At 62.1% G+C, this 26,981-nt stretch carries 24 protein-coding genes; 16 read left to right on the top strand and 8 right to left on the bottom strand.

Annotated elements, in window-relative coordinates:
• Positions 1 to 39 precede the first annotated feature (39 nt).
• Positions 40 to 969 carry a LysR family transcriptional regulator gene (locus IC762_RS29525; RefSeq protein WP_195785673.1) on the top strand — a complete coding sequence of 310 codons (930 nt, stop codon included), beginning with the start codon at positions 40 to 42 and terminating at the stop codon, positions 967 to 969.
• A gap of 84 nt (positions 970 to 1,053) precedes the next feature.
• Here IC762_RS29525 and IC762_RS29520 read toward each other — a convergent pair whose 3' ends face one another.
• Entirely contained in the window at positions 1,054 to 1,677 is a 624-nt protein-coding gene (locus tag IC762_RS29520) for a MarR family winged helix-turn-helix transcriptional regulator (protein WP_246801293.1), read from the bottom strand.
• A gap of 153 nt (positions 1,678 to 1,830) precedes the next feature.
• Between IC762_RS29520 and IC762_RS29515 the strand changes: the two genes are divergently transcribed.
• The 13 genes from IC762_RS29515 (at position 1,831) to IC762_RS29455 (ending at position 14,481) form a co-directional block, all read left to right on the top strand.
• Complete coding sequence (locus tag IC762_RS29515) at positions 1,831 to 2,349, top strand: flavin reductase family protein (RefSeq protein ID WP_195785671.1); 519 nt, start codon at positions 1,831 to 1,833, stop codon at positions 2,347 to 2,349.
• A 20-nt stretch (positions 2,350 to 2,369) separates the two neighbouring features.
• Positions 2,370 to 3,839 carry a 4-hydroxyphenylacetate 3-hydroxylase family protein gene (locus tag IC762_RS29510; protein ID WP_195785670.1) on the top strand — a complete coding sequence of 490 codons (1,470 nt, stop codon included), beginning with the start codon at positions 2,370 to 2,372 and terminating at the stop codon, positions 3,837 to 3,839.
• A 17-nt stretch (positions 3,840 to 3,856) separates the two neighbouring features.
• Positions 3,857 to 4,237, top strand: coding sequence for a cupin (locus IC762_RS29505; protein WP_195785669.1), 381 nt, complete (start codon positions 3,857 to 3,859; stop codon positions 4,235 to 4,237).
• A 55-nt stretch (positions 4,238 to 4,292) separates the two neighbouring features.
• The gene (locus tag IC762_RS29500) at positions 4,293 to 5,681 is read left to right on the top strand and encodes an ABC transporter substrate-binding protein (RefSeq protein ID WP_246801292.1); all 1,389 of its coding nucleotides are present in this window, start codon (positions 4,293 to 4,295) and stop codon (positions 5,679 to 5,681) included.
• Positions 5,682 to 5,728: 47 nt separating this feature from the next.
• Complete coding sequence (locus tag IC762_RS29495; protein WP_195785668.1) at positions 5,729 to 6,628, top strand: branched-chain amino acid ABC transporter permease; 900 nt, start codon at positions 5,729 to 5,731, stop codon at positions 6,626 to 6,628.
• Positions 6,629 to 6,654: 26 nt separating this feature from the next.
• The gene (locus tag IC762_RS29490; RefSeq protein WP_246801291.1) at positions 6,655 to 7,551 is read left to right on the top strand and encodes a branched-chain amino acid ABC transporter permease; all 897 of its coding nucleotides are present in this window, start codon (positions 6,655 to 6,657) and stop codon (positions 7,549 to 7,551) included.
• On the top strand, positions 7,548 to 8,294 hold the full coding sequence (locus IC762_RS29485; protein ID WP_195785666.1) for an ABC transporter ATP-binding protein: 747 nt from the start codon (positions 7,548 to 7,550) through the stop codon (positions 8,292 to 8,294). The genes IC762_RS29490 and IC762_RS29485 overlap by 4 nt, the downstream gene beginning before the upstream one ends.
• Positions 8,294 to 8,986: an ABC transporter ATP-binding protein gene (locus IC762_RS29480; RefSeq protein WP_195785665.1), complete on the top strand. Its 693-nt coding sequence runs from the start codon at positions 8,294 to 8,296 to the stop codon at positions 8,984 to 8,986. Before IC762_RS29485 ends, IC762_RS29480 begins: the two co-directional genes overlap by 1 nt.
• Entirely contained in the window at positions 8,970 to 9,653 is a 684-nt protein-coding gene (locus tag IC762_RS29475) for a DUF2848 domain-containing protein (RefSeq protein WP_195785664.1), read from the top strand. The genes IC762_RS29480 and IC762_RS29475 overlap by 17 nt, the downstream gene beginning before the upstream one ends.
• Before the next feature lie 8 nt (positions 9,654 to 9,661).
• Positions 9,662 to 10,990: an amidase family protein gene (locus IC762_RS29470; RefSeq protein WP_246801290.1), complete on the top strand. Its 1,329-nt coding sequence runs from the start codon at positions 9,662 to 9,664 to the stop codon at positions 10,988 to 10,990.
• A 44-nt stretch (positions 10,991 to 11,034) separates the two neighbouring features.
• A complete protein-coding gene (locus IC762_RS29465; RefSeq protein WP_195785662.1) occupies positions 11,035 to 12,459 on the top strand; it encodes a UbiD family decarboxylase in 1,425 nt (474 codons plus the stop codon).
• A 14-nt stretch (positions 12,460 to 12,473) separates the two neighbouring features.
• Positions 12,474 to 13,175: a UbiX family flavin prenyltransferase gene (locus IC762_RS29460; protein ID WP_195785661.1), complete on the top strand. Its 702-nt coding sequence runs from the start codon at positions 12,474 to 12,476 to the stop codon at positions 13,173 to 13,175.
• A gap of 943 nt (positions 13,176 to 14,118) precedes the next feature.
• Positions 14,119 to 14,481: a transposase gene (locus IC762_RS29455; protein WP_246801289.1), complete on the top strand. Its 363-nt coding sequence runs from the start codon at positions 14,119 to 14,121 to the stop codon at positions 14,479 to 14,481.
• Positions 14,482 to 15,374: 893 nt separating this feature from the next.
• Here the strand turns inward: IC762_RS29455 and IC762_RS29450 are convergent.
• The 7 genes from IC762_RS29450 to IC762_RS29420 form a co-directional block, all read right to left on the bottom strand.
• Positions 15,375 to 16,919 (bottom strand): acetolactate synthase large subunit, encoded by a 1,545-nt coding sequence (locus tag IC762_RS29450; protein WP_195785660.1) that lies wholly within the window; start codon positions 16,917 to 16,919, stop codon positions 15,375 to 15,377.
• A 24-nt stretch (positions 16,920 to 16,943) separates the two neighbouring features.
• A complete protein-coding gene (locus tag IC762_RS29445) occupies positions 16,944 to 18,155 on the bottom strand; it encodes an acyl-CoA dehydrogenase family protein (RefSeq protein ID WP_195785659.1) in 1,212 nt (403 codons plus the stop codon).
• 109 nt (positions 18,156 to 18,264) lie between these two features.
• The gene (locus tag IC762_RS29440; RefSeq protein ID WP_195785658.1) at positions 18,265 to 18,690 is read right to left on the bottom strand and encodes a phasin family protein; all 426 of its coding nucleotides are present in this window, start codon (positions 18,688 to 18,690) and stop codon (positions 18,265 to 18,267) included.
• A gap of 24 nt (positions 18,691 to 18,714) precedes the next feature.
• Positions 18,715 to 19,665 (bottom strand): poly(3-hydroxyalkanoate) depolymerase, encoded by a 951-nt coding sequence (gene phaZ, locus IC762_RS29435; RefSeq protein ID WP_210338396.1) that lies wholly within the window; start codon positions 19,663 to 19,665, stop codon positions 18,715 to 18,717.
• A complete protein-coding gene (locus IC762_RS29430; RefSeq protein WP_195785656.1) occupies positions 19,658 to 21,346 on the bottom strand; it encodes an alpha/beta fold hydrolase in 1,689 nt (562 codons plus the stop codon). Before IC762_RS29430 ends, phaZ begins: the two co-directional genes overlap by 8 nt.
• The gene (locus tag IC762_RS29425; RefSeq protein ID WP_195785655.1) at positions 21,343 to 21,819 is read right to left on the bottom strand and encodes a MaoC family dehydratase; all 477 of its coding nucleotides are present in this window, start codon (positions 21,817 to 21,819) and stop codon (positions 21,343 to 21,345) included. Before IC762_RS29425 ends, IC762_RS29430 begins: the two co-directional genes overlap by 4 nt.
• A gap of 42 nt (positions 21,820 to 21,861) precedes the next feature.
• A complete protein-coding gene (locus IC762_RS29420) occupies positions 21,862 to 23,514 on the bottom strand; it encodes a fatty acid--CoA ligase (protein ID WP_195785654.1) in 1,653 nt (550 codons plus the stop codon).
• 117 nt (positions 23,515 to 23,631) lie between these two features.
• Here IC762_RS29420 and IC762_RS29415 point away from each other — a divergent pair, with 117 nt between their 5' ends.
• Both IC762_RS29415 and IC762_RS29410 read left to right on the top strand, forming a co-directional pair.
• Complete coding sequence (locus tag IC762_RS29415; RefSeq protein WP_246801709.1) at positions 23,632 to 24,987, top strand: AraC family transcriptional regulator; 1,356 nt, start codon at positions 23,632 to 23,634, stop codon at positions 24,985 to 24,987.
• A gap of 203 nt (positions 24,988 to 25,190) precedes the next feature.
• Entirely contained in the window at positions 25,191 to 26,972 is a 1,782-nt protein-coding gene (locus IC762_RS29410) for an adenylate/guanylate cyclase domain-containing protein (protein ID WP_195785652.1), read from the top strand.
• Positions 26,973 to 26,981 lie beyond the last annotated feature (9 nt).

Below are 26,981 nucleotides of genomic sequence, written 5' to 3'. Positions count from 1 at the left end.
GGGCTGGACGATAAGCACTATATTGATTATCGTTATAATATGGATCTCGCAGACATTGCGCTGTTTCGGACGATCGTGTCGGTCGGCAGCCTGTCGGCTGCGGCGCGCCAGATCGGTGCGACGCCGATGCTGGTCAGCCGGAGGCTGGCCGGCCTGGAAGCCGAGTTGGACGTGCGCCTATTTCACCGCACGACGCGCTCGCTTTCGCTTACTCATGAGGGCGAGGCCTTTTTGCCTCATGCAGTTGCTCTCATTGAAGCTCGCGATTCAGCGCTCGAGTCAGTGTCGACCGCCGGCTCAGGCCTGTCGGGTGTACTGAAGATCACGGCCCCAAACGTCATTGGGCACTCTGTTGTCGTCCCCGTCGTCGCCGACTTGATCGCCGACAATCCCGCACTACGCGTCGATCTGACCTTGAGTGACGGCGTCGTCGATATTGCGACGGCAGGACTGGATGTGGCGGTGCGCGTAGCGGTGATGAAGCCTTCCGACATGATTGCGACCAGGCTGGCAGACAACCCATTCACCCTCTGTGCGTCGCCCGGCTATGTCACGCGTTTTGGAGAACCGAGGACAACCGGCGACCTGGTCAGGCACCCGTGCATCAAGCTGCACGCGATGGATACCTGGCCATTCATGCGTGACGACGAGATGGACCAGGTCCGCGTCAACGGTGCTTTGTCGGCCAGCACAGTCGATGCCGTGCGGGCAGCCTGCATCGCGGGCGTCGGCATTGCCTATTTGACCTACTGGGATGTGCATAAACTAGTCGAGCGCGGAGAGTTGCAGCGGATCATCCTCGCCGATGTCGAGCCGCTCGAAGTTGGCATATGGGCGGTCTTCCCGACCCGTACGCAAATGCCTGCCCGTGTGAGGGCCTTGATCGATGCTTTACGGGAGCGGCTGCACGCGGGTGCCGATGCCGGATCACACGCGACGTCCGGTTCAGGATCGCGCGGACGCGCCTGAAGGTAAGGCCGGCGGCGACGCTCATTTATCCAGCTATCCCGGCTTCGAGCCCAGGAGTCCCCAAATCGTCTTCGTGCGACCGGTTTATCGGCTGGAGGGTGATCGTCGGACGGCGCGAACCGTGGTGCCCCGCTTCTTGCGTGATATCCGCGCGCTGGCTACGAAAGCCTGCTGATCCACCTGAAGCTTGAGCGTCGCGCGAACATGTTCGGCGAGCTTCAACGCGTTATCGGCGTTGGAAGCCAGGCGAGACAGCAGCTGGGACAGCAGCTTGAACTCCTCGCGAGAAAGTATGCCAAAAAACGCATCGTTGACCGGTCGTTGCAGGGCGGCGAGGCGGATCAACAAGCTCACTCCGTGCTGGGTGAGGGTGAGTTGAACGCGCCTTCCGTCTTCCGGATGAGGGCTCTTCTCGAGCAATCCGTCGAAGACCAGTTTGTTGATCTCGTTGGTGACGAAGGCGCCGCTTAGATACAGTCGTTCGGCGATTTGGTTGACGCCCATCGGTTCATCCGCTGTCGAATTCTTGATCGCGATCAGGATCAGATACTGGGTCGGGGACAGGTCGACAAAGCTCGCAAACGTTTCGCGGGCAGCTTCCAGGCAGCGGCCGAACGCGAAATAATCGTAGAGCAGGCCGCGAAGCGTGCGGTCTCCGTCTTTATCGAGCAGGTCGGGTTTCGACGCCGTCAAGAGCGCATCGGTCACTCGGCATTCTCCCCGCGAAATCATCGCTTTATGAGTTCGCCTAAAGAGCACGCATACGTCCGCCCAGCAAGGGGCTTGACATTCTCAGATAGCTTTGTCAGAAAGCTACTTGAGAATTATAAATTAGGGTTGGAATAGCGAGGCAGGCGTCCCATGGAGGACCGTGCATTCAGGCGTGTGCTGGGGGAGTTCGCGACCGGCGTTGCGGTGGTGACCGCGCGCGGCAGGGGTGACGAGCTTGTCGGCATGACCATGAGCTCGTTCAACTCCGTCTCGCTCGATCCGCCGCTGGTCCTGTTCAGCGTCGACCGCAAGGCCCGTAGCCTGCCCGCAATGCTCGAAGCCAAGGGTTTCGCCGTCAACATCCTTGCCCGCGATCAGGAGCAGATCTCCGATCAGTTTGCGCGCGCGCTTTCCAACAAGTGGGATCAAGTCAAGACGTCGGTCGGCCACGCGGAAGCACCGCTGATATCCGGTGCTTTGGCCCATTTCGAGTGCGCGCCGTTCGGAAACTACGACGGCGGCGATCACGTGATCTTCGTGGTCCGCGTCATCAGGCACGCTGCGCGCAGTGAGCCGGTCTCGCCATTGATCTTCTTTCGCGGGCGTTACCGCGATCTCGTCGATGAAACCGAGCGCGTGCCGACCTGGCCGCTTCCCATTCACTACTAGCTTCGAACCGGAGAAACGCGATGCGTAGCGCAAAGGAATATTTGTCAGGCCTGAAGGATGGCCGGACCATCTACATTAACGGCGCCTCGGTGGGCGACGTGACAACGCATCATGCCTTCCGCAACCTGGCGGGCTCCATGGCCGGGCTGTTCGACTTTGCGAACGCCAGGGAGAACGCCGATCTCATGACTTTCGAGACCGATGCCGGACGGGCCAACCGGATTTGGCAGCTTCCGGCGTCCTACGCCGACCTCGTCGAGCGGCGGAAGGCACTGGAAGTGTGGGCATCGCTGCATGCAGGATTCATGGGCCGCGCCCCGGATCACGTCGCGTCCTGTATCTCAGGCCTCTACATGGGTCTCGACGTCTTCAAAGCATACGATCCGGCCCGCGCCGGAGCGCTCGAGAGCTACTACCGCTACGCGCGCGACAAGGATCTCTACCTCACCTACGTCATCATCAATCCGCAGGCCGACCGCTCCAAGGGCGCGGCCGAGCAGGCCGATCCGTTCCTCACCGCCGGCGTGGTCGATCGTGACGCCGAAGGCATTACAATCCGTGGCGCCAAGATGCTCGCCACCGGGGGCGTGGTGGCCGACGAGGTGTTCGTCACGACCATCCAACCGATGCGCCCGGGCGAAGAGCGCTATGCGATGTCCTTCGCGATCCCGATGAAGACGAAGGGCCTCAAGATGCTATCGCGCAAGTCCTACGAGGACACCGCCGGCGCAGTATTCGACAATCCCCTGTCGAGCCGCTTCGACGAGAACGACTCGGTTCTCTATTTCGACGACGTCAAGGTCCCCTGGGATCGTGTCTTCATCGAGGGCAACGTCGAAATGTGCCAGAAGCAGTTTCACGCCACGCCTTGCCACGTCTATCAGAACTACCAGGCGATGGTGCGCCTGAGCGTGAAGCTCAAGTTCCTGGCCGGTCTTGCGCATCGGACCGCCGAAATGAACGGCGTCACCCAGTTCCCGCAGGTGCGCGAGATGCTCGGCCAGCTGGCGGCCGAGACCGGCATGGTGGAGGCGCTGGTCGCGGCGATGGAGGCGAAAGGTACGCAGGTTGGTCCTTATTTCATCCCGGACCGGCACACCCTCTATTCGGCACAGGTGCTCACGCAGCAGCTCTACGCGCACATCGTCAATACGCTCCGTGAGCTCGCCGGCGGCGGCATGATCATGTTGCCCTCATCAGTCGCCGACTTAGGCAACCCGGAGATCGCCGCGTTGATCGGCAAGACCCAGCAGTCGCCGAAGGCCAACTCACATGATCGCGTGAAGTTCTACAAGCTCGCGTGGGATGCTGTCGGCTCCGAGTTTGGGTCACGTCACCAACAGTACGAGATGTTCTACGCCGGCGCGACGTTCGTCACCAAGGGACATTCCTATCGTACCTACGACTGGGCCGGTGCCGATCGGCTGGTCCAGACCATGCTCGATTCCTACGACCTCAATGGCATCGCGACCACCCGTAAAGCCGCCTGATCCAGGGGAGACAATTCATGCCTGTCAACAAGACGCACGACGAATTCTACACGCTCGACATGGCCAGCGGCTGGGAAACGCCCGCGGGCTATCCAGCGGGCATCCAGCAGAAGATCATTGCCGGCGGCTTGGACGAGCAGAACCGGCACGGGACTCGAACCCGGCTGCTTCGCTTCGCGCCGGGCGTCTATACGACCGCACCGTTTTCTCACGAATACTGGGAAGAGGTCTATCTCGTCTCGGGCGACCTGATCGTCGGCAACGATGTGAAAGGCGAGGGCGGAAAGAGCTTCCCGCCGAACACCTACGCCTGCCGGCCGCCGCATGCACCGCATGGGCCGTTCAAGTCGGTCACCGGCTGCCTGCTTCTGGAAATGCACTATTTCGATCCGGTTTGATCCCAGATCGTTGTCGCCAACAAAGTCATTTGACCGGCCAAGGGAAAGAAGACAGATGGCCTTCGAAGGCATTTCCATAGCAGTCGCGCGCTGCCTTTCGTCACTTCACCGGCTCTTCAGACTGGATCGCAGGTTGCCGCAATCCAACCTCCGATTGGTCGTCGATGGTCTCGCCGGTGCACTCGCCCTCGGTGTCATGGCGACCACTCCGGCCGCCGCACAGGAAAAGCCGAGCTCGCTCGGCCTGGGTATCTTCACGTTCACGTCCGGTCCCGCCGCAGCCTTCGGCATGCCAGGCAAGAATGCCGCCGACGTCATGATTGACGAGATCAACGCGACCGGCGGAATCGAAGGCGTGCCGGTCAGAGCGACCTACGTCGACGAGGCACAGGGAGCGCAAGGGGTGATCGCTGAATATCGCCGGTTGACGGGAGATGCGAAGAACCAGGTGATGATCGCTGCCTTGTCGAGCGCGAACTGCCTGGCACTGGCGCCGATCGCGGAGCAACTCGAGGTTCCGACGGTAGGCTGGAACTGCGACACGCATCAGCTCCTTATGGACGGCAAAAGCAAATACGTGTTCCGTCCCAACGGCAACACCGTGCCTGAATTCATCGCCTACGCGATCTACCTCCTGAATCGCAAGCCGGACGTGAAGACAGTTGCGATCATCAATCCGGATTACGCGTTCGGCCATGATGCGGCTAAGATATTTACCGCGGCATTGAAGGCGTTGAAGCCAGACGTCGAGATCGTTGCCGAGCTCTATCCGAAGCTCGGCTCACCGAACTACCAGACGGAGATTTCGCGCCTCGCCACCGCGCGTCCGGATGTCGTGTTCTCCAATCTGTGGGGCGCCGATCTCGAGAACTTCGTGCGTCAGGCCACGCCGCGTGGACTCTTCACATCCAGCCAGGTGATCCTCGCGATCGGCGAGACTGTGCTGCAACGGGTGCCGCTGCCCGACGGCGTGATCGTTGGGGTTCTCGGTGACGGTTGGTGGATGTCGCCGGATGCCAAGGCCAATTCCGAGACGGTGAAGTTTGCTGAGACGTACAAGGCGCGGTTCGGCGAGTACCCCGTGTTCCCGTCCGTCAAGATGGCCAACGCGCTGATCTACGTAAAGTCCGCTTACCGGACCGCGATGAAGAACAACGGCGGACGGTGGCCGACGCGGGCCGAGCTCGCGGATGCCATGAAGGGTAGCAAGGTCGAGACCCTGACCGGCACCATGCAGACGCGCGCGGACAATGACGGCCTCGTCGACCAGATCATCGGCGTCACGGTGAAGACACCGGCGCAGCCGTTTCCCGTGATCGGCGACATGGTCCGCTACCCCGGCGATAGCCTGATGCCGCAAGCCGGTCAGGATCCGCTCGCCTGGATATCGACTCTCAAGCCCGAGTTCGCGAAGGGGCTACCGAAGCCGGGAAGCTACAAATAACCCCGACGACAGGTTCGCTTCACCCCAACTACGTAAGGCGCAGGCCGATGTCGAATGCAATCATCCCCTTGCTGCTGGACAGCCTGGCCAGCGCCGCGTTGATCTTCTTCGCGGCGGTCGGCCTGACGCTGGTCTTCAGCGTCCTGCACGTCCTCAATGTTGCCCATGGCAGCCTCTATTCGATCGGCGGCTATATCGCGGCCTCGGCTTGCCTGTTCATCTCGAGCCGGCAGCTCAGTCCGTATTTGTCGTTCGCCGCGTTGCTGTTCAGTGCCGTGTTCGTCGCGGCCATATTCGGTCCGCTGATCGAGCGCAGCTTGGTTCGATGGACCTACGGCAAGTCGGAAGGGGTGCAGATCCTGATCACGTTCGGGTTGTTCCTCATCCTCGAGGACGTCCAGCGTATGATCTTCGGCGTGCAGTCCTTCTACGAAGACGCGCCGATGCGATTGCTCGGTACGTCGAGCATCGGTGGTGTCGTCTATCTTAACTATCAAATCCTCCTGATCGGCATGGCTCTTCTCGTCGTCGTCGGCCTGCGGCTGTTGATCAATCGCACCCGACTTGGGCGGCTGATCACGGCCGTCGTGACCGACCGCGAGATGGCGCAGTCGATCGGCATCGACACCAACCGGATCTTCATCCTGGCGTTCTCGCTCGGGGTGTTCCTTGCCGCACTGGGCGGAGCTCTTGCGGCGCCGACGTCGGGTATCGCACCGGGGCTCGGTGCCGACACCATGGTGCTCGCCTTCGCGGTCGCGGCGATCGGCGGACTCGGACAGATCGAGGGAGCCGCTGTCGCCTCGCTGATCGTCGGCCTGGCACGTGTGCTCGCAATCTATCTGGCGCCGTCGCTGGATGCTGTTGCGCCCTATGCGGCGATGCTGGTCGTTCTCGTGATCCGTCCGTACGGCCTGTTCGGATCGGTCACGGCGCGGAGGATATGATGCGAACGTTTGTTGCCGTTGCGGCGGTGTTCATTCTTGCGGCGCTGCCGCTGGCGGCGCCCTGGCTTCAATTCGTGTTGACGCTAGCGATCGCGAAGGGTTTTGCGGCGCTCGGCGTCGCCGTACTGCTCCGCGCGGGGCTGATCTCGATCGGCCATGCGATGTTCTTTGCTACCAGCGCCTATGGCATCGCGTTCCTGGCGCGGGCCGGTATCAATGATCTCGGGCTGCTGCTGATCCTCGCGGTGCTGGCCGGCGCACTGGTTGGCGTGATCGCCGGATCGTTTCTTGTCCGTTACCGCGCGATCTTCTTCGCGATGCTGAATCTCGCAGTCTCGATGGTGTTCTACGCGTTGTGCACCAAACTCTACGGCGTCACTGGCGGAACCGACGGAATGCCTGTTCCGATCCCGACCGTTTTCGGCGTCGTGTTCGCCGAGCCAATGTTCAAGTGCGTCCTGTTTTACCTAAGTCTGACACTGATGGTCCTCGTCGGGTTTGCCGTCCAGCGCTACCTGAACAGTCCGCTGGGGCATGCGCTGTCGGCCGTTCACACCAACGAGATCCGGCTCGAATATCTGGGTATTCCCGTCTGGGCGGTTCTGCTGATCGCTTACGTCATCTCAGCGGCGCTTGCGGGGCTTGGCGGCGCGATCGCCGGTTTTGCAGTCGGGCGTGTCGTCCCTGACTTCGCGTTCTGGACCGCGTCGGGTCACCTCGTGCTGATCGCCGTGCTTGGCGGCATCGGCGGCGTGCCGGGTGCGTTCATCGGCGCCTTGTTCTTGGAGCTGCTGCACAGCGCCGCCGTGACCGTCACGGATGCCTGGAATCTAATCGTCGGCATGACGCTGATCATCGTGATCATGTTCATGCCGCAGGGGCTTTACGGATTGTTCGTGCGCAAGGAGGCGTCGAGCCTATGACGCGCCCGATCCTGGAAGCCAAGAACCTCCATGTCGCATTCAATGGAGTCAAAGCCGCCGACGGCGTGAGCGTCGCGATCCATGACGGCGAGTTTCTCGCGATCATCGGCCCGAACGGATCGGGCAAGACGACGGTGCTCAACATCTGCACCGGCTATATCAGGCCAAGTTCGGGCAGTGTGCTGCTCGACGGCCGTGACATCACCCGGCTATCGCCGCGCGCCATCGCGCGCTGCGGCGTCGCGCGGTCCTTCCAGATCCCGCAGCTGTTCTCCGCGCAGCGCGTGATCGACAACATGATGCTGGCTCTGGCGGCAACGGACGGTCTGTGGACCGCGATCCGGCCGCTCGATACCGAGCCGCGGCGCGAGGAGGCGGAGCGGCTGCTCGACCTGGTCGGGCTCGCCAACGATGCCGGTCGGATCAGCAACACGCTGCCGGAGGGGCATCGCAAACTGCTGGATATCGCTGTTGCGTTGGCTCTCAAGCCGCGGCTTCTGCTGCTCGACGAACCGACCAGTGGCGTGAGTGCGCTCGAACGCTTCCCGCTCATGGAGGCGCTGATGAGCGCGCTGCGCCAGCGCCGCATCACCGCGCTGTTCGTCGAGCACGACATGGATGTCGTCGCCCGCTATGCGAGCCGCGTCCTGGTGTGGAACGCCGGCAACATCATGGCCGAGGGGCGGCCCGACGAGGTGTTCAGCAATGCTCAAGTCCGCGAACGTGTCGTGGGGGTCGTTTGATGCTCAGTCTCGACAAGGTCAGCGTCTCGATCGAGGGCGTACGTGTGTTGCGCGAGGTCAGCTGCACCATCATCGCGCGCAAAACGACGGTCCTGATTGGTCGCAACGGTGCCGGGAAGACCACGACGCTCCGCGCGATCATGGGACTTATCACGCTCGACGAGGGCTCGATTCGGCTCGATGCTGATGATCTCGGCAGCAGCCCCGCCTACACCCGCGCTCGCGCCGGGATAGGATATGCGCCCGAAGATCGCCGTCTGATTCCGGAGTTGAGCGTCGAGGAAAACATCCGACTTCCGGCGCTAGCGCTGAAGCTCGACCGGACCGAGATCGCGCGCAGGCTCGATGAAATCTATGCGCTATTACCGGAATTGACCGTGATGCGATCAAGGCCCGCCGGTGGCGTTTCCGGCGGCCAGGGCAAGATAGTCGCGCTGGGCCGCGCGCTGACCGTGGCGTGCAAGGTCCTGTTGCTCGATGAACCTTTCCAGGGCCTGGCGCCCGCTCTGGCGCTCGATTATGCGCGCACGCTCGGTGAGCTGCGCAAGCACCGGCCGGAGCTAGCAATGCTCATCACCGAATCGTCGCCGGCCCTGCTCGATCGTATCGCCGATCGCACATTACAAATCGAGCGCGGCGAAATTCTCGTTCCGCTCACCAAGGATGGCAAAGTCCATGTTCATGCAGTTTGATCGTGTCGCAAAGGACCGTGCCGATCACGTCGGCATCGAAATCGAAGCGCTCGTGATCGCGGGCTGGGCGGGCAGGGATGCCGCGTCGATCGAGCACCATATCGAGGAGCTCGCGGCTCTCGGAATTCCGCGCCCATCGACGACGCCGCTCTATTACCGTGTTGCGGCACAGGGACTGACGCAGACAGATCGCCTGGCCGTGCTTGGTCCGGACAGTTCCGGTGAGGTCGAACCCATCGTGGTCGCCATGGCCGACGGTCTCTGGATTGGAATCGGGTCCGACCATACCGATCGCAAGGCCGAAGCTTCGGGCATCGCGCTATCGAAGCAGCTCTGCGGCAAGCCGGTCGGCTCACAACTCTGGTGCTACGCGGATGTCGAAGCGCATTGGGATCAATTGGTTCTTCGCTCATGGGCCACGTTCGACGGTAAGCGGGTGCTCTACCAGGAGAGCGCGGTGTCGTCGTTGAGGACGCCGCGCGATCTCGTTCGTCGCCACACCGGCTCGGACACGCTGCCGGCCGGCACGCTGATGTTTTGCGGCACGCCCGGCACGATCGGCGGCATACGGCCGGCGACGCGCTTTGAGATGGAACTGAAGGATCCGGTCCTCAGCCGTTCGCTTGCGCATGCTTACGATGTCGATGTCCTGCCGGTGGTCTCCTGATCGTCATGATGGCCAAATCTGACACGCAACCGTTATATGCAGCCAGGCGACTGGAAGCCGCTCTGGCCCGGATCGGTTCGCCGGAAGAGCGACGTGAGAAGGCTTTCACTGACGTGTTCGCGGAGAGCGCCCGACGCGAAGCCGATGCCGCTGACCGACGTAGCGCATCGGGGGCGACGCTCGGGCCGCTTGACGGCCGGATCGTCTCAATCAAAGGCCTGTTCGATATCGCCGGATCGGTGACGAGTTCTGGCTCCGCCGTCCTGAGAGGGCAGTCGCCGGCTGTCAAGGACGCAGCTGTTGTGGCGCGTCTGCGTGCGGCGGGCGCAATCATCATCGGCAAGACCCAGATGACCGAGTTTGCCTTCTCCGCGCTCGGCACCAATCCCCATGACGGTACGCCGGGTAATCCACGAGATGCCAGCCGTGCTCCCGGAGGCTCCTCATCGGGGGCCGTAGTGTCCGTCATCGACAACATGGCCGAGATCGCAATCGGCAGCGATACCGGGGGCTCGATCAGGATTCCCGCGGCGCTTTCGGGGGCGGTCGGCTTCAGGCCGACCAGCGGGCGTGTGTCAACGGCCGGTGCTTTCTCGCTGTCGTCCAGCCTCGACACGATCGGTCCAATCGCTCTGCGCGTCGTAGATTGTGCCGCCGCCGACATGGTGCTTTCGGGAGAGCAGATCCGGTCAGGGTTGCGGCCCGCATCTGTCGGAACGTTCTCTCTCACGATCGCCCGTGGTCGGCTCTTTGAGCGGTGCGAGCCGGAGATCGCGGCTGCATTCGATAATGCAATCCAACGGCTGCGATCGCATGGTGTGCCGATTGCGGATGGATCTATCGACAGGACGCTCGACGAGGTTGCGCAGATCGACAAGATCGGAACATTTACGTCAATCGAGGTCTGCGCGACGCTCCGCAATCTAGGCCTTGCGAGCCTCGAGGGGGTCGATCCGAAGACGCGGGTTCGCATCGAGGCGGGTGAAGGTGTTCTCGCCGTCGACTATGTGCGCATGACGCGGCTTCGGCAGGCCGCGATCAAGTCCTTCGAACGGTCGTTTGCCGAGAACGAGGTGTTCATTCTGCCGACGACACCCATCCGCGCACCGCTGCTGTCTGCGCTCGAGGATGATGCAGCATTTCACGAGTTCAATGGGCTCGTCCTGCGCAATCCTCGCATCGCGAATATCCTCAACTGTCCGTCGATCTCGCTGCCTTTGCCGATCGATGGTCTACCTGTTGGGTTGATGCTGATCGGCCGCAGGAACGCGGACCGGCGTCTCCTGGAGATTGCGTGCAGCGTCGAGGCCATGTTGCGACCGAGCGAGACCGCCTGAGATATCAAGTCGTGTCCGATCGAAAACGAGGCAAGAGGTACGAAATGGCCGAAGCAATTGTATTCACGCCGAGCGACCTTCCGGTGGCCAAGCCGTTCCAGCCGCTCGAAGCGAGCCTGCGTGACTATCTTCACACTCACTCAAACGCCGTCGTCCGAATCCGCAAGCCTGTTGGCATCCGCGACATTGGCGCTCTTTCCGCCCAAACGGATGATCCGATCCTGTTCGAGAACATCATCGAGGCTCCCGGCTTCCGTGTCGCAGATATCCTGGTCAAAAATCGCGAAAACCAGGCACGCGCGCTCGGCGTTTCACGCGAAGATTATCTCAGGACGTTGGCCTATCGGCTCAGGCTGCCGCCGCGTCCTCCGGTAAGGGTTTCCGGCGGACCGGTCAAGGAGGTGCGCTGGGTCGGCGCCGATGCCGATCTGACGCGGCTGCCGATCCCCTTTCACAAGGAGGACGATGCAAGACCTTACATCACGCTCGCGAACATCATCCGGGATCCCGAGACCGGATTTCTCAACTCGAACCACGCCGGCACGACCGTGACCGGCCGCCATGGCGGGGCGATCAGCTTCGCAACGCCGCACAGCGTCCGCATCATGAACAAATACCGCCAGATGGGCGAGACCAAGATGCCGATCGTGATGATGGGCGGCATACCTCCGGCCTATGAGATCATGGCCAACTATTCCGGTCTGCATCTCGACGTCTGGGGCGAATTCGACATGATCGGCACGATCATGGATCGCGATATCGAGGTCACGGATGCCGAGACTGTTCCTCTTCCGGTTCCAACTCAGGCGGAGGTCATCATCGAGGGGTACGTCCACTTCGCCGCGCAAACGGTGGGCGCAGTGACGTCCCCGAGCATGTATCACATCCCTCAGTACGAGCATGTGCCGACCCTGGAAGTTACCGCGATTACCATGCGGGAGGACAGGCCGATTTATCGAAATCATCAGACTTGTCCGGCAACCGACCACCAGACGTTGCCGCGGCTCTGCCACGAGGCGGTTCTCTACAATCGCCTGAGCGAGATGGGGCTTGCGGTCAAGGATGTGCGCTTTCCGACCTGGGGGGCGGCGCTGTCCTGCATCATACAGTTCGACTACCGACACGATGGCTTCGTGAACGATGCGTTGATGATGGTGATGGGTGCTCCCTGGATCAATACGAAACTCGTCGTTGCGGTCAGTCCCGATACCGACCTCGATGATCCGGCCGACGTCTATCACGCCATCGCTACGCGATGTGACCCGGAACGCGATACGTTCGTGGTCCCTCGCACGCGCGGCTCGCTCTACGATCCGTCGGCTGCGCCTTTACCCGACGAGTTCTATCCGTTTCGCGTAGTCGGCAAGATGGGGATCGATGCAACCATCAAGTCGCGACACGACCGCAAGGATTTCAGGCGCGCCTGGCCGATGAATTGGGGCAAAGTCAAGCTTTCGGACTTCCTCTGACTCGGCTCGGCACGATGGCGATCCTCGACACGAACGGCGCTGCGCCCGATTCCGCCAGCCTGAGCTCAAGCTCGGGATCCACTGTTAACCCCGGTCACGTTGCATCGCGAGACAAGCGCCTTGATAGCCCGGTGGCGAAGCAGAGACTGATAGTTGGAATCAGCGGTGCCTCCGGCGCAATCTACGGTGTTCGCTTACTGGAGTTGCTCCGCACGGCCGGAGTGGAAACACATTTGGTCATGTCCAACGCGGCAGGCGTCACGCTTTCCCATGAGGTCGGGAAGCCCTTGTCCGACGTCAGGGCGCTTGCCGATCAGAGCTATGGTCAAAAGGATTTGTCGGCACCCATCGCAAGCGGCTCCTTTCGGACCGCCGGAATGATCATCGCACCCTGTTCAGTGCGGACGATGTCCGGTATCGCGGCGGGCGGAGCGGAGGGGCTGCTTGCCCGGGCTGCCGATGTCGTGCTGAAAGAACGGCGGCGGCTCGTTCTCCTATTGAGGGAAACGCCACTCCACCTGGGACATCTTCGCGCCATGACTGCCGTTACCGAAATGGGCGCCATCATTGCTCCTCCGGTCCCAGCGTTCTATGCGAAACCGGAGAATTTGGAGCAGATGATCGACTACACGCTTGGCCGCGTGCTGGACCTCTTCGATATCGATATCGATCTGGCCGGGCGTTGGAACGGCTTGCATTCGATGACTGCGAAGTAACGCTGCTGAGCAGCTGGTGGCGTGCAGAACCAGAGCCGCACATGCTGACTGGGAGGTCAGGGTTCTCCATGCCGCCACCCTTGCCCTCGAACCTAGGCCCTAAGGAGTTGTTGGCCGCGATCAACTCCTCCACCAGCTTGCGAGCGTCGCCGCGGCGGATAGCCCGGCCAGCGGCCGTGTCCAACGGAAGTTGGCGCAGAGGCTTGGTGCGCAGCGGGCGTACGGGATGCGCCAATTGCCGCGGCCAGGACCGTAGGTTCTCCCTTGCGGAAATGGAAAACCGCTAGCAAATCAATGGGGATTGACTGACACTCTCTCCTCCACATCGACCTCATGTCAACTGTTTCGGAATCCCTGTTCAATCAATCACGAGAACCGGGTGTTGCTTGCCCCCGCAACCACCGATTCTTGCGAGATCGGCGCGGGCGACGCAGAAGGATCGCCTTTCGCGTATTGGGAACTAGTTCGGAGAGGCCGGGCCTTGCGCCTTGTCGATTTGAACTTATCGATCGATGGCCTTGTAGTCGCAGTTGACCTGTAAGGTCAGAATAGCGCGTGTTCAGATATCAGACAGTGCGATGACTGTGATCGTGCGACGAATGCCCACTTTCGGTCGGATAAGCTCGGTGGTGCGATCAGTAAGTCATTGATTATTCTCAACCCGGGGCTGTCTCTTAATCAGCGGGTCCCTGGTTCGAGCCCTGGTGCGCAACTACCCTCAAGAGATTGGCCCTGCGGGGCTTCTTACATTTTGGCCGATCGAACAAATTGCGCTCGTGCGACGTTTTTCGTGGCCGCACACCGTGCGATGGTAAGCGCTGTTCAAGGGTCACCTACCGAATGACGGGGTGACCTGCGGGCTTAGAATGGACACAGTGCATACTGCTATCACGGAGCCAGTGCGGCGGCTTGAGGTCTTCACCAGAGCCGGTCGTCGACGGAAGTGGAGCGACAGGACAAAGCGCAGATTGTTGCTGAGATCATTGCCAGCGGTGACTCGGTCTGTTCGGTAGCAGAACGGCATGGATTGTCGCCGCAGCAGTTGTTTGGCTGGCGACGTCAGTTGCGAGAAGCAGCGAGCGGTCATTCCGAAGCGGAAGAAGTGCAGTTTGTGCCAGCGGTGGTGGATGCCGTGGCGCCGACGCCTGCTGTTGGCCGGGAGCGCAAAGCGCTGCGCTGCAAGGCCAAGGCGGGTGCCGGGATCATCGAGGCCGAACTCGACGGAATCACGATCCGGGCCGGTCGTGGCGCGGATCCGACGAGCGGCGCTCAGTACAGCATTAAGGCGACATCGATTGGACTCTAGCGCGATCGCGGCTATCGAACGCCGAGATGGCCGTAGGCCGTTCTCAGGCGCTCACGATGTTCTTCATCGCTTGCTGCAGGCGGTGGTGCGAATGTGTCTTTGGCGCGCATGGGGTGGTGGCGAGTTAGCCAGGCGTCGAAGCCGGTGCGCTCCCATTTAAGTGGACCGCGTTCGCTGATCGGTGCAGGCAAACCGTCGCGCAGGTGCCGAACTCGGCGTGTGCGATAGAAGGTATCTAGTGAAATTCCTATCGCCATCGCAACCTCGATAGAGGAATAGGGCGACACCAATCTCGGTGGCTTATTTGTCGGGCGCAAGTGCATGGGTCACGAAGCCTCGTATTGGTTTGCTTTTCTCACCGAGACGGATGGATCATGAGAGCAGTAGAGAACGGGGCCAGAAGCGCACCGTCTCTAATATAGGGATTTGGCCAGATCCTGCTGTTGCGTCAAGCTCGCGGATCAAGTCGCCGATCTCTTCGCTGGGGCGCAGCCCCGTCCAAATTGCCTGCCCGTCACAACCCCGGAACTGGCGCAGACAGTAACCACATTTGTCGAGGTCGCACCGGAGGCAAAGTCCGCCGAGCAGACCATTCCCGGACCGGCTCCCGGCATGAACGCGCCGCCGCGTGAGCGCTGGCCGCTGAGGCGTTGATCAATCGGCGGAGCCTTAAGCCCAGTTGTCCGCGCCCCAGTACGGCTTCGCGCTGACTGCGCCTGTCGATGTACCCGCAAAGGGACGGACCCTGACCAAATGCTTCGCTGGCTGGTCGTGGGTAGCTAGCTTTCATTTGGAAATGGCCGCTAGGCTATTGATATCATTGGAGGTCAATTCCGCAAAGCTACTGGACTGCCCAACGAAACTGACGATTTCTCTCGATTGGACGTAGGCAACTATAGAACGACTTCGATCAGGCGAGGACCGCGATTGTTCATCGCGCTGCCGAACTGGCTCGCGAATTCCTCAATTGAGGTAGCGCGGGTTGCTTCGACGCCCATGCCGGACGCCAGCTTGACCCAATCGAGTTCGGGGTTATGGAGATCGAGCATTGAAAAGGCCTTGGGGCCGGCGTTGCCGGCCCCGACGCGCCCGAGCTCAATGTTCAGGATCGCGTAGGAGCGGTTGGCAAAGATCACCGTGGTGACGTCGAGCGCCTCCCGCGCCTGCGTCCATAGCGCTTGCAGCGTATACATCGCCCCGCCATCACCGTGGAGACAGACGATCTTGCGGTCCGGACACGCCACGGCGGCGCCTGTCGCGAGGGGGATACCCTGTCCGATCGCACCGCCGGCCAGTGCCAGGTGGTCGTGTGGCTCGATACTGGCGGCAAATCGATGCACGCCGCCTCCGGCCGTGGCGCCTTCATCGGAGATGATGGTCCCAGTCGGAAGATAATGGGCGATGACCTGGCCGGCCGACCGCGCATCGAGCGATCCGGTCGGAAGGTCCGGCCTGTTCAAGACGCCGACCTGCTCCGGCTGACCCGGGGCCTTCACGGCCTCGGCAAGAGTGTCCAGGGCGCCTGTGCCGTCCTCGTGCTCGTGGGCGAGATAGAGAATCCTGCAATCCTCCGGCGTGCACCAGGATGGCTTGTTCGGATAGGCGAAGAAGCTGACGGGAGGCTTGGCACCGACCAGGATGAGCTGCTCCGTCCCGTGCATGAACTCCACGATCTGCTCGGCGAAATAGGGAATGCGTTCGATCGGCACGCGGCCGGCGCCGCGCTGGCAACGCGGCGCGAAGGTATCGCAGGCGATTCGTGCGCCGGTCGCTCTGGCGATGCGACCAGCGGCGTTGAGCCCGCGCTCCTTCAGCCCGGCCCCGCGGATCAGGATCATGGTTTTCTTGCCCGACCGGAGCGCAGCCGCAGCGTGGTCGATCGCGTCAGCGGAAACCTCCGCCGGCATTGGTTTCGGTAACGCCGGCGCCGGGCGATCCGCTTCCAACCAAGCGGTGTCGGCGGGCAGGATCAAGGTCGCAATCTGACCTGGATATTGCAACGCTGCCTGTACCGCGAGAGCGCCGTCAGCGGCGACAGTCCGGGCACTGGCTGACGAATGCACCCAGGCGGAAACTGGCCGCGCGAAGCCGTGGACGTCGGACGTGAGCGGCGCGTCATATTGCGCGTGATAGGTCGCGTGGTCGCCGACGATATTGACGACCGGCGTCCCGGCCCGACGCGCGTTGTGGAGATTGGCCAGTCCATTCGCCAGTCCCGGTCCGAGATGCAGCAGCGTTGCGGCCGGCTTCTCGGCCATGCGACCATAACCGTCGGCCATGCCGGTCACCGCGCCTTCGAACAAGCCGAGCACGGTCCGCATGCCCTCGACTCTGTCGAGGGCGGCGACGAAGTGCATCTCCGACGTGCCGGGATTGCCGAAACAGACCTCGACACCCGATTCGACCAGCGTTCGCAAAAGACTTTCCGCGCCGTTCATGCCACTTCTCCGTCGTGTGATTTTTCAGACGAAAGCACTCAATCCCGTGATCGACTTGCCGACGATCAGGGTGTTCATCTCCCTTGTGCCCTCATAGGAATAGATCGCCTCGGCGTCAGCCACGAAGCGGCCGATGTGGTTCTCGAGCAGGATGCCGTTGCCGCCGAGCAGCTCGCGCGCATAGCCGACCGTCTCGCGGCATTTGACGGTGCAGAACGCTTTCGCTAGCGAGGCGTGCTCGTCCAGCATCACGTCCTCGTCCTGCAGCTGCGCAAGCCGCAGCATCATCGCCTGCGTCGACGTAACATTGCCGAGCATCCTGACCAGCAGATCCTGAACGAGCTGGAAGCCGCCGATCGGCCTACCGAACTGTTTGCGCTCGGTCGCGTAACGCAGCGCATGCTCATAGGCACCCATCTGGCAGCCGACGGCGAACCACGCCACGCCGGTGCGGGTCATTCGCAGCACCTTGGCGGTGTCCTTGAACGTGTTGGCGTTCTGTAGGCGGTCCGCCTCCGGCACGCGGCAGTCCTTCAGGGTGATCAATCCGTTCTGCACCACGCGCAGCGCCATCTTGGTCTTGACCTTCTCGACTGCGAAGCCCGGATTGTCTTTCCCGACGACGAAGGCCTTGACCTGGTTCGAGCTCTCTTCGCGGGCCCAGATCACATTGATGTCGGCGAAAGTGGCATTGCCAATCCACTTCTTCTGGCCGTTGAGGATCCAAGCATCGCCCTCGCGCCGGCAGGTCGTCAGCATCCCGCCCGATGTGGCGGAGCCGACCAACGGTTCCGTCAGGCCGAACGAACCGATTGTCTCGAAGCGCATCATCTGGGGCAGCCAGCGCTGCTTCTGCGCGTCGTCGCCGCACAGATAGATCGAGCCAGCCGACAACCCGGTGTGCACGCCCCAGAAGGTCGCAATCGACGAATCAACCCGCGCCAGCTCCATGGCGACGAAGCCGTTCAGGAGCCAGCTGCCGCCGGCCGCACCATAGCCCTGGTAGCCGACGCCGCCGATGCCGACCCCGGCCATGTCAGGAATGATTGCGAACGGAAACTCATCGCGCGCCCAATAGTCCTCGATCACGGGCGCGACCACGCCTTCCGTGAACTCGCGCACACGCCGCAGCAGCGCGCGTTCCTGCTCGTTCAGGACGTTGGCAATGCTGTAGAAATCGCCGTTGATCGGCGGCGGCGCATAGTCCGGCTTGGTAGCCCGTGCGGGGTTCGCCATGGTTTCTTCCCTGATGCGTGGCGATGTTTCGCCTTTGCCATGTCGCGGCCCCGGCAGGGCTTGGTTGCCGAGGCCGATCAATCTCGTTGCGGCGTCGCGGCGTGCGATATCAGGACGATTTGTTCGGGCGGACGCTCGCACGAAACTCTTCAAAGCTCTCCTTCATGCGGTCCTGCATGATCTTGACCGCATCGGTGGTCGACTGCCGTGCCGTCGACGCGCTGTCCTGCGCGCCCTTCACCGCGATGTCGAACATCTTGCGGGCAAACTCGGTCTGCAGCGCGAGGTTCTCCTGGATCTTGAGGGGCTTGTATTCGCGCGCCAAGGTCGCGGCCTCGCGCAATCCAGCCTCCACCACCTCGCGCTGCTTCTGCGCAACCGATTGCGCGCCTTGCGCTGCGACCTTCGCGCTCTGGCCGAGCGCTTCGAGATTCTTCTTCTGGGCCTGCAGCAGCTCTTCCACATTCAGCTTCGGCAGGCCGAGATCGCTGCCAAACTTGCGAAGCATCTCGATGTATGAGGTGTTGTCTGCCATGATATCCTCCCTTGTTGCCGTGTTTTAAGACTTCTCCCGCTCGCCTCCGGACATCGGAACGAGATCCTTGAGACGGCCGGCCGTTCGCGACAGCAGCGACGACGGCGCGGCCTCGCGGCTCTCGCTGGTCAGGAACGCCTCGATCAGGCCAGCGGTTTCCTGCGGCCGCGTCACCAGGAACAGGTGCCCGTCGTCGATCATGTGCAGCTCGGCCTTCGGAATCAGCCCGGCCAGGATGTGACCGTTGATCGGCGGCACCAGCGGATCGTCGCTGCCCATCAAGACCAGCGTCGGCTGCGGCAGCGACCATAGCCACGGCAGGCTGGTCCAGCCGGCCATCGCGAGCAACTGATAGAAATAGCCCATGTTGCGCGCACCATGCATCCCGGCCGCATGCCGACCGATCAGCGACGGGTCGCGGCGAAACGCGCCGCCATAGATGTCGGCCGCGACCCGGTCCATATAGGCCTTGTCGGTGTAGCGGCGCGGCGTCGCCATCTTCCACAACACCGAAGGGCTTGCCGGCACCATGGTGAAGCCGGGTGCGGTCGCGGCGAGCACCAGCCGCCGGCAGCGCTTGGGAAACTGGTGCGCGAATTGCTGCGCGATGCCGCCGCCCCAGGACACGCCGGCGACGTCGACCTCCGCGTAACCAAGCTCGGCAACGAGATCGGCTGCCAACCGCGCCAACGTCGACGGGCGATAGGGCCATCCCGGTCGCGGCGATCCGCCAACGCCGGGGACGTCGAAGATGACAGCGGTCGTGCTGGTGAGCGCCTCAAGGAACGGCTTTGCCAGCTCCCAGTTGGCGCCGACCCCGTTGAACAGCAGCAGCGGCGGCCCGCTGCCGTCGCCATATCTGATCGCGACCTCAAGCGGCTGACCGTCAATCGTGATCTGGCGCGCCTCGATCGTGCCGCGCTTGCCGTCCGGGACCGGCCTCGCCTGATCCGCGCTGGTGAGGTGCTCAGTCAAAGACATAGGTCCCCGGTGCAGCAGCAAGGCTCGGATGGTGCGCGCTGCCGAGCGAGGCGGATGCGGTCACCTCGTCGCCCGAACGGGCTTGCAGCCAGTCGCGCCAATCGAGCCACCAGCTGCCCTTGCGTTTCTCGGCCGTGGCGACGAAGGCGTCGGGCTTGTCGCTGCCGACCGGACCGATCATGAAGGACGACTTGGGATTGCTCGGCGGATTGAGCAGGCTTTGCAGATGCCCGCTGTTCGAAAGCACGAAGGTGGTGCCATCGCCCATGAGTTGCGCCGTTTTGTAGACCCCCTTCCACGGCGTGATGTGGTCGGTGACCCCGGCGACGACATAGCTGTCGGCCTTGACCTTGCTCATGTCGACCATCTTGTCATTGAGTGTCAGCTTGTCGGCATTCACGAACGGGTTTGAGAAATAGAGGTCGAGATAGTCGCCATGCAGCGCCGCAGGGAGGCGAGTGGTGTCGGCGTTCCAGTACAGGATGTCGAACGCAGGCGGCTGGTTGCCAAGCAGATAGTTGTTGACCCAGTAGTTCCAGATCAGATCGTTCGGTCGCATCCAGGCGAACATCCGCGCCAGGTCGTGGCCGTCGACGATGCCGCGCAGCTGCGACGACGCTTTTGCCGCGCGCATGGTCTCGGGCGTCATCAGGCAGCCGAACGCGCTCTCGTCGGCGGAATTGGGATCGAGTAGGCAGACCGCCAGCACCAGGTTCTTGATCTTCGTGCTGCCGAGCGTCGCGAAATAGGCTGTCGAGGTGATGCCGCCGGAGCAGGCCCCCATCATCGAGATGTCCTCGCTGCCGGAAATCTCGCGCGCCGCGTCGACCGCCTCGTCGACCGCCGCGACGTAGGTGTCCAGTCCCCAATCGCGATGGGCTCCCGTCGGGTTGCGCCAGCTGATGGCGAAGATCTGGAATCCGCTCTCGAGCAGGAAGCGGATCATGCTCTTGTCCGGCGACAAATCGAGCGAGTAGAACTTGTTGATCTGCGGTGGCGTGATCACGAGCGGCCGCTTCCGCACGGTCGCCGTCATCGGCGTGTACTGGATCAGCTCGAGCAGCTCGTTGCGGAAGATCACCGCACCCGGGGTGGTCGCCAGATTCTCGCCGACCTTGAACGCGCTGGTGTCGACCATCGACGGCATGCCGCGGTTGCGCGTCAGGTCGTCCATGTAGTTCTTCAAGCCGCTCCATAGGCTCTGTCCGCCGGTGTCGATGAACTTGCGGACCGCAGCCGGATTGGTGAGCATCGTGTTGGTCGGCGCGACGGCGTCGATCAGGATGTCGGTGACCAGGTGCGCGCGCTGCTTGTCGACGTCGCTGAGGCTGGTCTTGTCGACCAGGCCGCTGACCGCCTCCCCCCACGCCAGATAGGCCTTGAGCAGGCCAGAGTGCAGCGAGCTCTCCTTCCAGGTCTGATCCGAAAACCGCTTGTCGCCCGCCCTCGGCGCGCGTTCGGATTTGCCGGCCATAATCGAACCGAGCTCGCCGACAAAGGACAGCCACTGCTCGGTGGCGACCTTCGGCTCGTTCATCACGGCTTTGAACAGGATGTTGGCGCTCTCGACCAGGTCCTGGCTCTGGATGCCGACCAGCGGATTGAGCGCCAGCGTGGTTCGCGATGCTTCCTCGGACATCTCAGTTGCCGGGGAAGCCGGATCTTGCGTGGTCATTGCCGTGCTCCCGTCGCGGGAATCAGAAGCGCAAGCGTTTCGGCGATCAAGGCGGGCTTCTCCGACCCCTCGACCTCCAGCGTGTTCTGGGTCTTCATGATCACCTGGCCGCCTTCCCTGGGCTCGATCGCGGCAAGCACGACGCGCAGCCGCACGCGCGCACCGGCCGGCACCGGCGCGAGAAAGCGCACCTTGTCGATGCCGTAGTTCAACCCGGCCGCGGCATCGCGCGGGATGACGCCGACCTGCATCGACAGCGGCGCCACCATGGCGAGCGTCAGATAGCCGTGCGCGATCGGACCGCGGAACGGGCTCTCCCGCTTCGCCCGTTCAATGTCGACATGGATCCACTGGTTGTCGCCAGTGCAGGCCGCAAAGGTGTCGATGCGCGGCTGGTCGACCGTGACCCAGTCGGAGGTGCCAAGCTCCTGTCCGACGCGCTCACCCAGGCCAGCCATTGTGAGGTTGCTCATGTCGTCGTCCTCCGCGTTCTCGTCGTGGTTGCGCCCGAGGCGTCACATGTCGCCGTACTGCTCGCGCAGCTCCTTCTTGTTGATCTTGCCGACACTGGTCTTGGGGATGCTGTCGATGAAGAGGATCGTCCCGGGGATGCCGTATTTCGAGATTACGCCCTTGTCGGCGAAGGTCTTGAGGTGGTCCTTGATGGCAGCGTCGCTGAGGCCCTCGGCGGCGGATGGCTTCTTGACCACCAGCGCCACCGGCCGCTCGCCCCATTTCTCGTCCTTGACGCCGATCACGGCGGCTTCCGCAACGCCGGCGCATTGCGTGATCAGGTCCTCGATCTGCAGCGAGGAGACCCACTCGCCGCCGGTCTTGATCACGTCCTTGATACGGTCGGTGATGTGGACATAGCCGCCCGGGCTGACCACTGCGATATCGCTGGTGTGCAGATAGCCGCCGGCCCAGAGCTGCTCGGAGCCTTCGGGATTGTTGTAGTAGCCCTGGGTGAGCCAGGGCGCGCGCAGCACGATCTCGCCGGCGGACTTGCCGTCATGCGGCACGTCGTTCATGTCGGGGTCGACGATGCGCAGGTCGACGAGGGGACCTGCGATGCCGGCCCTGGCGCGGAATTCGACCTCTCCGTCGGGATCACCAGTGAGATCCTTGGACATGACGTGCGATACCGCGGCCAGCGGACCGGTCTCCGACATGCCGTAGCCCGCGAAGATGTCGATGCCGGCCTCGAGTGCCTGCTTGGCCAGCGCTTTCGGCAGGGCGGAGCCGCCGATCACCATCTTGAGGCCGTTCAGATCGACATTGGCCGCGGCGGCGGCGTTGAGCAGCATCTGCAAGATGGTCGGCACGCCGTGGGTGAAGGTGACGCCCTCGCTCTTGATCAGCTTGACCAGCATCGCCGGCTCGTAGCGGCCGGGATAGACCTGCTTGACGCCGGCGAGCGTCGCCGACCACGGAAAACCCCAGGCGTGAACGTGGAACATCGGCGTGATCGGCATGTAGACGTCGTCCCGCGAGAAGCGGCCCTGCGAGCCCGCCATGCCGAACAGCGCCAACCCCGCGATCGAATGCAGCACGAGCTGGCGGTGGCTGTAATAGACCCCCTTGGGCAATCCAGTTGTGCCTGTTGTGTAGAAGGTGGTCGCCTGGGTGTTCTCGTCGAAGTCGGGGAAGTCGTAGTCCGGCGAGGCCGCGGCGAGCAGGCTCTCATATTCGCCGATGAAGCACAGGCTGCCGGTCTGCGGCGTCGGCTTATCCGACATCACGATCATCCGCTTGACCTTGGGCAGTTGGCCCTTCATCCCCTCGAGCAATCCCACGAACTCCTCGTTGACGAGCAGCGTCGTGGCACCAGCGTGGCCGATCGTGTAGGCGATCTGCTCCGGCGAGAGACGGACATTCACCGTCTGCAGCACGGCCGCCATCATCGGGATCGCGAAGAAAGCTTCAAGAAACCGGTGACTGTCCCACTCGAGCACGCCGACGGTGTCGCCGGGCTCGACGCCTGCCTTGCGCAGCGTCGAGGCGAGCCGGCCGATCCGCTCCTTGGTCTGGCGATAGGTGAAGCGCTTCTGGTCGCGGTAGACGACCTCCTGGTCCGGCGCCTGCACGCGCGGCGTGTGCCAGAGCTGCTTGAAGATCAGTGGATACTGATACGCAGATTTGGTGGTTTGAATCAGCCTTCCGACCATGGCGGCCTCCCTCGACTTGTCACTCCCCGGGCGTGGCAGCGTCCGGAGCGGATCGCCTGTCTGCCGTCCTGTCTCACGACGGTCCCACCGCGCGACATTAGTCCGAAGCGTCGCGTGATGCCCGAGATTTGTGAAGGTCCGAAACGGACGGCGACCGGGTCTGAACCGGTCAGACTGCTCTCATCGAGGGCAACGGTCTTTACCGAGATTGCTCTCTTTTGCCATTTGGCGTTCTTGGTCGCAGGTTCTCTTGTTGCTTCGCAGCAAGAATGGTTCGTTGATATGCCTTGGGTTGTTCCGCGAACCGGCTATGTTCGTCGGTATTCGCGAACGGTTTGGTTGGAGTGCTGTTGTGTCGTGTGTCCGGACTGGACGAAAGGCTGGTTCACTTTGCGACGAACCACGCAATTGAAGACATCTTTGGGCTCCCGCAGCGACATCCTGACTGTCGGCGCGAGCGACAAGGTCTATGAGACCACCAAGCTGGGCGCGGTCTTCGACATGCTGGTGAATCATGGCGTCCCGGCCGACGACATCCTGCGCGACGTGAATATCCCGGCCGCGGACGTCCATTCACCGGATGCGCGGATTTCCCTGACGCAGCTCATTGCCGTCTGTCGAAATGCGCTGCGCCTGTCCACGGATCGCCATTTGCCCTATCGGATCGGCGGATCGATCCACATCTCGACCTATGGAATGTACGGCTACGCTTTGCTCTGCTGCCCCGACTTTCGCAAGGCGATGGAATTCGCGATGCGCTGCCACGCACTCGCCGCGCCGCTGACGACGATCGAGTTCCAGGAGGACAAGACGTCCGCGCGATGGACCATCGAACCGAATCTGCACGCGCTTGCCGATTCCGCGCTCTATCGGTTCATCGCCGAAATGCAGATCGGCATCCACATATCGCTGATGCGCGATATCATGGGGCCGACTTTTACGCCTTCCGAGATCAGGCTCGCCTATCCGCAGGCGCCGGACTTCGATCTTCCGCTTGATATCGTCGGATGCCCGGTGCGCTTCGATCAGTCGGCCAACCAGATCGTGTTTGAGGCGCAATGGCTGGATCGGAGCGCGGATCTCGGCAACAAGACGACGTACCCGACCATCGTGGCCCTATGCGACGACCTGCTTGGGGACCTCAGGCTGCGGATGGGGGTGGCCGGACGGGTCCGAGCGCTCCTGCTCCGCGATATCGCCAACCCGCCGAGCTTTGAGGCCGTCGCGAAGCTGCTCGGCATGAACGAACGATCGCTGCGGCGCCAGCTTCGTCAGCAGGGCTTCTCCTTTCGCGGACTGCGAGACGAACTGCGAACGCAGATCGCGCTGAAATATCTCCGCAGCACCGCGCTGGCCAACGAAGATATCGCGCTGGCTCTCGGTTTCAGCGATGCAGCGAATTTCAGGCGCGCGTTCCACCGGTGGACGAACAAGTCTCCGAGTGATATCCGCGGTGATTCCGATCGCTCATGAACGGGGAGTGCGGCGGTTGAATTTTCCCTGTTGCGGCTTTTCGTCAATAGAGGCGTTGCGGAAGTTCAACAAGCTCGACTACTGTGATGCCGAACCGGATCGGCTCGGAGTGAAGAATGTCAAGCGAATTAGTGATGCCGAACACGGCCACTAAAATTCGAACTTGCGGCTATGCTGCGCTGACCTGAGTTTGGGTGACCTCTATGGCAAAGGAGCGCATCGAACGTCGACTGGCGGCGGTACTTGCTGCTGATGTCGCAGGCTACTCGCGCCTCATGGGCGCCGATGAGGTCGGAACGCTTGCCGCTCTGAAAGCGCACCGCCGCGAAGTGGTCGATCCGTCCATTGTCCAACACCATGGCCGCATCGTCAAAACCACCGGTGACGGCATGCTGGTTGAGTTCGCCAGCGCGATCGATGCTGTGACGTGCGCGATGGCGGTCCAGGAGAAGATGGCCGAGCGAGTAGCCAAAGAGGAGGGACCGCGTATCCAATTCCGGATTGGAATAAACGTCGGCGATATCATTGTCGATCTCGACGACATTTATGGCGACGGCGTCAACATCGCGGCGCGCGTTGAGACTGAATGCGAGCCCGGAAAGGTGTGCCTTTCGGACGATGCGTATCGACAGGTACGTGGCAAGACGACGTTCGCTTTCGATGATCTCGGCGAACAATGGCTGAAGAACATCGATCGACCGGTGCGCATCTATGCCGCGCGTTTATCTACATCCTCGACGGCGGAGAGTATCCAATCGTCGGACCGATACAGCAGATCGCTGCAATTGCCCGACAAGCCTTCGATTGCGGTACTGCCGTTTCAAAACATGAGCGCCGATCCCGAACAGGAATACATTGCGGACGGTATCGTAGAGGATATCACAACGGCTCTTTCCCATTTCAAGGCGCTGTTCGTGATCGCCCGTAATTCGAGCTTCACCTACAAGGGACGTGCCGTCGATGTGAAGCAGGTGGGACGCGAATTGGGCGTGCGCTATGTCCTGGAGGGCAGCGTCCGAAAAGCGGCAAGCCGACTGCGAATCACAGGACAGCTCATTGATGCAGCAACGGGCTCTCATCTTTGGGCCGACCGGTTCGACGGTGACGTCGCTGACATTTTCGAGCTGCAGGACCGGGTGACAGAGCGTGTCGTCGGAGCTATCGCCCCTGCGATCGAGAAGGCCGAAATTGACCGCGCCAGGCGCAAGCCGACTGAAAGTCTTGACGCTTACTCCCTTTATTTGCGAGGGTTGGCGAAGTTTTACGAATTCAGCAGACACGCGAATAGCGAGGCGCTGCGCTTGTTCAAGAGCGCCATCGACGTCGATCCGGATTTCGCCACGGCGCACGGACGAGTGGCTTTGTGTCATGTGAGCGCAAAAGCTTTTGGCTGGAGCGCCGAACCCTCGGACGAGATCGTCGAGGTGAAGCAGTTCAGCCAACGGGCGGTCGTGCTGGGCAAAGACGATGCGATGGCCCTGTCCCTTAGCGGATGGGCGCTCGCATACGGTGCGGGCGACCTGCAGTCGGGTTCAAGCTTGATTGATCGCGCACTTGCGATGAATTCCAACCTGGCGGATTCCTGGCACTATGGCGGATGGATAAAGAACTGGTTGGGCGAGCGTGAAGCCGCACTCGAGCGGTTCGTGCGCGCGGTCCGGCTAAGCCCCTTGGATCCGCTGACCGCGATAGCCAAGGCCGGGATGGCGCATTGCTACTTCTATCTGGACCGCTACGACGAAGCGATCGCTTGGTCGGCCTTGGCCTTCCAGGACGGTACCAGCAATCAAGCGGTCTTGCGGATCAAAGCGGCCAGCAACGTGCTGGCCGGAAGAACAGAGGAGGCACGCGAAGCGGTGGCCCTGTTGCGCCATGTCAACCCAACACTTCGCATATCGAATCTGAAAGAGGTGCTCGGCCCCTATCGGCAGGAGGATCTACTGCGATACGAAGACGCAATGAGGCGTGCGGGTCTGCCCGAATGAAGCCGCCTG

Source organism: Bradyrhizobium genosp. L, assembly GCF_015624485.1.
GTDB lineage: Bacteria > Pseudomonadota > Alphaproteobacteria > Rhizobiales > Xanthobacteraceae > Bradyrhizobium.
Note: the sequence above shows the minus strand (reverse complement) of the source record. Positions and strands in the feature narration are given on the sequence as shown.